The organism is Rectinema subterraneum, assembly GCA_009768935.1.
GTDB classification, from domain to species: domain Bacteria; phylum Spirochaetota; class Spirochaetia; order Treponematales; family Rectinemataceae; genus Rectinema; species Rectinema subterraneum.
In genome coordinates this window covers 1-4,367 of the sequence record WESA01000093.1, presented here as the reverse complement: position 1 = coordinate 4,367, position 4,367 = coordinate 1, and the positions used below count along the sequence as shown (strand labels likewise).

Here is a 4,367-nt window from a genome sequence, read left to right as displayed (position 1 = left end):
AGCGGGCGTTATTGCCGTACAAGCTCGCACCCAATTCATACTGATTTTTGCCCAACGGTGTGAAATTTACGCTTACGATTTTTGCCCAACGGTGTGAAATTTACGCTTACAATTCCCATCAGGGCCCGCATGGCTTCTTCATTGCTCATGAGCCGGCGCAGCGTGTCGTTGTCCACATTCACCAGGAGCGCGCTTTCCCAGCGGCGGGCGAGCAGTGTGGCGGTGGTGCCGCTCATCGCCATGCCGAGAATGCCCGCGGCATCGATTCGCTTCATCGAGCTGCCATCATAGGCCAACACCGGTTATACAGCGTACTTTGCAATACCATCAAAAGTGACAATTAATTCCCTGAATCATAGTGAACATAGATCATTTTATGAATTGCTATGTCTTGAAATGTTCTTATTATAAGTTTTGATGCCACATAGATAACAATCCTTCTAAATATCTTTTTACTGGTCCTCGCTTAAGATTCTGATGGGCAAATTGATTTCTATATGTTCTTAAGCAACCATAACAGCTTGTCCCTTCATCACATCCGCATTTTCCAGAAACTCGATTATATGCAGCTTGTATGCAAGATTTTAAAACGTCTTCATCCTCTAGTTGACTCACAAGGCCAGCTCCTCCTGGCACATTATCATAAAGAACGATTGGGAGAACATTATGTTGACCGCCGTAAGTAACAGTGGTACTAAGATCAGTAGATGGGATTTCTAAGATTTCTGCAGCTCCTTCGACAATTGCATATGCCAAAGAAAATGCGAACCATATTGGATCCCAATCGGCATTTATCTGAGGTAGAAACTGAAGCTGCAATACATCAGTTACAAATTCATGACCGAGAGCAACTCGCTGTAGAGTACCGTTGCAGTCTTGGCCATAAGGTGTTTTGTGCTTTTTTACCCTTTCTCTGAATCCTGCTCCACAATCTCCGCAAATATAAAAACCTTCACCTCGGGGGCCTTCACATATAACAACCATCAAACCCGGTGATGCTTTCTTTATTTCGACAACTGGATGTAATAAAGGTATTAATATCTTACCCTTCTCTGGACCTAATGCGCCTGCAAAGTAAGGACGGGTAGTCAGTACTCTACTTGATCGACCCTTGGGGGGTTGAGGTAAGGTTTCACGATTGGTAACGAATCCAAAGCTGGGGATTATATACTTAGATGCCATAAGTACATGATCACAAGGAGAAGGCGGCTCTGTCTGTCCATGATCCCACTGATAAAATACGTTATGCTTGCTGCATCGTTTGTAATGCTTAATTGGCCATTCTCGTTCAGGTACTTTCTTTAGGCCATAAGAAATCCATTCTTTTTTATTTGCAATTATTTTGCTTGTAGGAGCAAATTCGGCAACAGCTATGCTTAAATCTCGTTGAAGCGATATTTCAAAGGATTCGTGATTTTGTTGAACTCTATTTGTATCAAGCTCTACTACATCAGTTGGAAATCCGTATTTGGGAATTATCGCTTTACGAGAGAGAAAAGAAAGAACATCTTCCGATTCAATGGTATTAAGTCTCCTGCGAGCCCAATCAGCTGCCTTGTAATTTCTGCTTAAGCTCGATTGTTCTTCGAGCTTCAATACACCGAGATAGTCGCTTGAAATTTCTGCTTCGGCAAGAGCAAATCTGCTTTCTTCTAGATAAATACCATCAACCTTGCTCTTGCCGGCAATTTTATCTATCCATAACTGGCTGTCAAGACCGACTTTTGGAAACATTTCTTCGGGGATGATAGCTAAAAGCGAATCTTTAATAATATTCTCATTTTGCTTCAAGAAAGCAATAAAATCTATTATCGCACAAGGCTTCTGAAAATCCTTGAATAATTCTTTAACTGAATCGAATCTCTTAGGGGAAAATCTAAAAAAATAAGATAAGGCTACAGCAGCAATATGTCGTATTATTATTTTTTCATTGCATATGCTTATAGATGGAGGACGGATATTACCTCTGAGCATGCGTATTGGTTCTGAAAAGTGATAAAGGTCGTGAGGTGATCTTCGGCAATAAGTAACAGCAAATCCAGGGTGGTCACTTCGACGTCCCGCTCGTCCTACTCGCTGGGCATAATTAAAGGATTCGGGGGGTACATTGCGGAGAAAAATAGTATCAAGGTCGCCTAAATCTACGCCTAATTCAAAAGTAGTGGAACAGCTCAATATATTTATTTTGCCTTCTTTGAACTCACGTTGATATTCTCTGGCTGTTTCATTTTCTAGTTGAGCTGTATGTTCTTCTACCCTCATGGACAATGGCAATTCTTCTTTATATAAAATTCTATAATGATTATCGTCAAGTTCGCTGGAATTAATTGGATATAAAGTGCCCGAACATTGATTCTTAATGCAGAAGCCAAAAGTGGAGATTGGATATATTTGTCCGCAAGTATCACATTTGAAGAGAGTCTGGTCATTTTCAATGAGTGTCAATCTCCACCAATTAGAATTCAAACGCAGTCCATCATTTATAGGGATTAATAGATGGTCACTCGTTCGAGGAGAACTTGCATCGTATTGTTTCAGCGATTCCCAAATAGCCCTTAAGGCATTCCTTGCCTGCTCAATTGCACTTTCCTCAGAAATATTATTTTGAATTTTCATTAATAATTTGGTCAGAAAACGAGTTCTTTTCCCATTCTTTCCGTCCCAGCTTCGAACTTTGTTATCTCCTCTTGGATCGCCAATACGGAATGTCATTTGCTGCGAATATAGATTGAGATCGTTCCAAACCAGAGAAATGCCATCTTCATTGCGAAGTTCCACTGCTTTATCGATTCTCATGGTATCCAAAAGAATTAATAATAAATTCTTTGCTTCATCCTCGCTTAGTAACCAGGGCGGATCCAATAAGACTTGAGGAACTCTACACCATTCAGGCCATCTTAATGACCAATGGACAAGGCCAACACCTGCCAGCGAAATCCTTTGTTCCTCTGTTAGAAATTCTCTGTACAAGGACTGCCAGATGCTTTTTCGGATTTCGAGTTCATCATCTGATTCTTTTTTCTTGAAAGCATTCCTATAATCCCTATATGCTCTGTCAGCCAGCGTAACAAGGCTAACTCCTTCCTTCGGGAAAGGGTTGAAGCTATTTGCTATTTTTATTATCAAGTTCCTGTTCAAAATATCTTTGTAGGATTCTTCCAGATACCATGCAAAAAAAGCAGCTTCCTGCCGACCATCGGCAAATGCAAGAATTTTCTTTCGACCTTCTGGTTGGTATTGAAAAAGAGTTGTTGCTATTACTGAATGCGGTCCATCAGTGCCATGTACGACTTCCCGTACAGGATCTCGTCCGGCAGCGGTATATCCGCAAGCACTACATCTGCTTAATTGATCTGCTTTATCTTCATTATCAGGAGTATCCTCCTTTATAACCTTAATAAAAGAATTATGGCCACAATTTGGCACTGTATATTCAGCAATCCCACATTGCATACAAAGGTATAGAACTTTTTTATTCCTATAATTCTCGCTTTCTTCATTTTCAATTGCGTTTTCATTTTCAATCGGTCTTAAAAATGTCGTACCAAAATTTACATCATTTGGATCGCGTATTGCCTCTTGAATTTTTCCACCATTGAAATGTTTTTGGGCAATAAAATAGTGTTGACCGCATTCACGGCATAGAGCAACTTCAAAAGCTGAGTTTTTATCACCAATTGATTTTCTATCAAGAAATACCTTTTTCATCGGCCAATATGAAACATAAGCTCCTTCAAGCGACCTGAGAAAAAAATGATACCGCGCTGATAGAAGTGGGGATCCAGAACTGGGATTTCGAGCCTTTTGAAGGATATTTACCAATTCTTTTAAAGCATGCTCACGTACTTTTTCCTCATGGTCATGGAATATTGTATTTGCTGCTTCTTGAATTGTCTGAGGTTGGCCTGTAATGAGCTTTCTAAGGGCAATGGAACGTTGATCATTTAGAAGCAAAGCACCAACCTTAATAGAGCGATTTTCATTCAAAGAATCATGATTAATGTTTATCTTCTTGGCTATATTGTTGACATATTGCTCGTATTCGCCATTCTTGCCTTCTAGATATCCTTCAAGCATGATATAATCATCAAGAGTAAAACTTTTTTCTCCTTGTTGAATAATCTGCTCTGTTTCACCCAGAATTACATCTTCTGGTTGGAATAGTTCTCCAAATATATCTGATGCGAACTTTGCCACAGCTGCTTTATTATTATTACCTCCGATTAAAGTTGCGCTCGTACCTATGCACTGGAAAGAATTTTTACACCCTCCTTCGCGAAGTCTTTGTTTTGTGTAATGTAAGCTAAAACTCCCCAGAAAGATCAAACTGGAATGGCCAGAAAAATCGTCAAAATTCCCCAGAAAAA

At 40.0% G+C, this 4,367-nt stretch carries 2 protein-coding genes; both read right to left on the bottom strand.

What is annotated here, in order from left to right; translation table 11 throughout:
• Window positions 1-35 precede the first annotated feature (35 nt).
• The gene (locus GAP13_RS12735; RefSeq protein WP_222126225.1) at window positions 36-275 is read right to left on the bottom strand and encodes a hypothetical protein; all 240 of its coding nucleotides are present in this window, start codon (window positions 273-275) and stop codon (window positions 36-38) included.
• Between the two features lie 130 nt (window positions 276-405).
• A complete protein-coding gene (locus tag GAP13_RS12730) occupies window positions 406-4,197 on the bottom strand; it encodes an MrfA Zn-binding domain-containing protein (protein ID WP_158908667.1) in 3,792 nt (1,263 codons plus the stop codon).
• Window positions 4,198-4,367 lie beyond the last annotated feature (170 nt).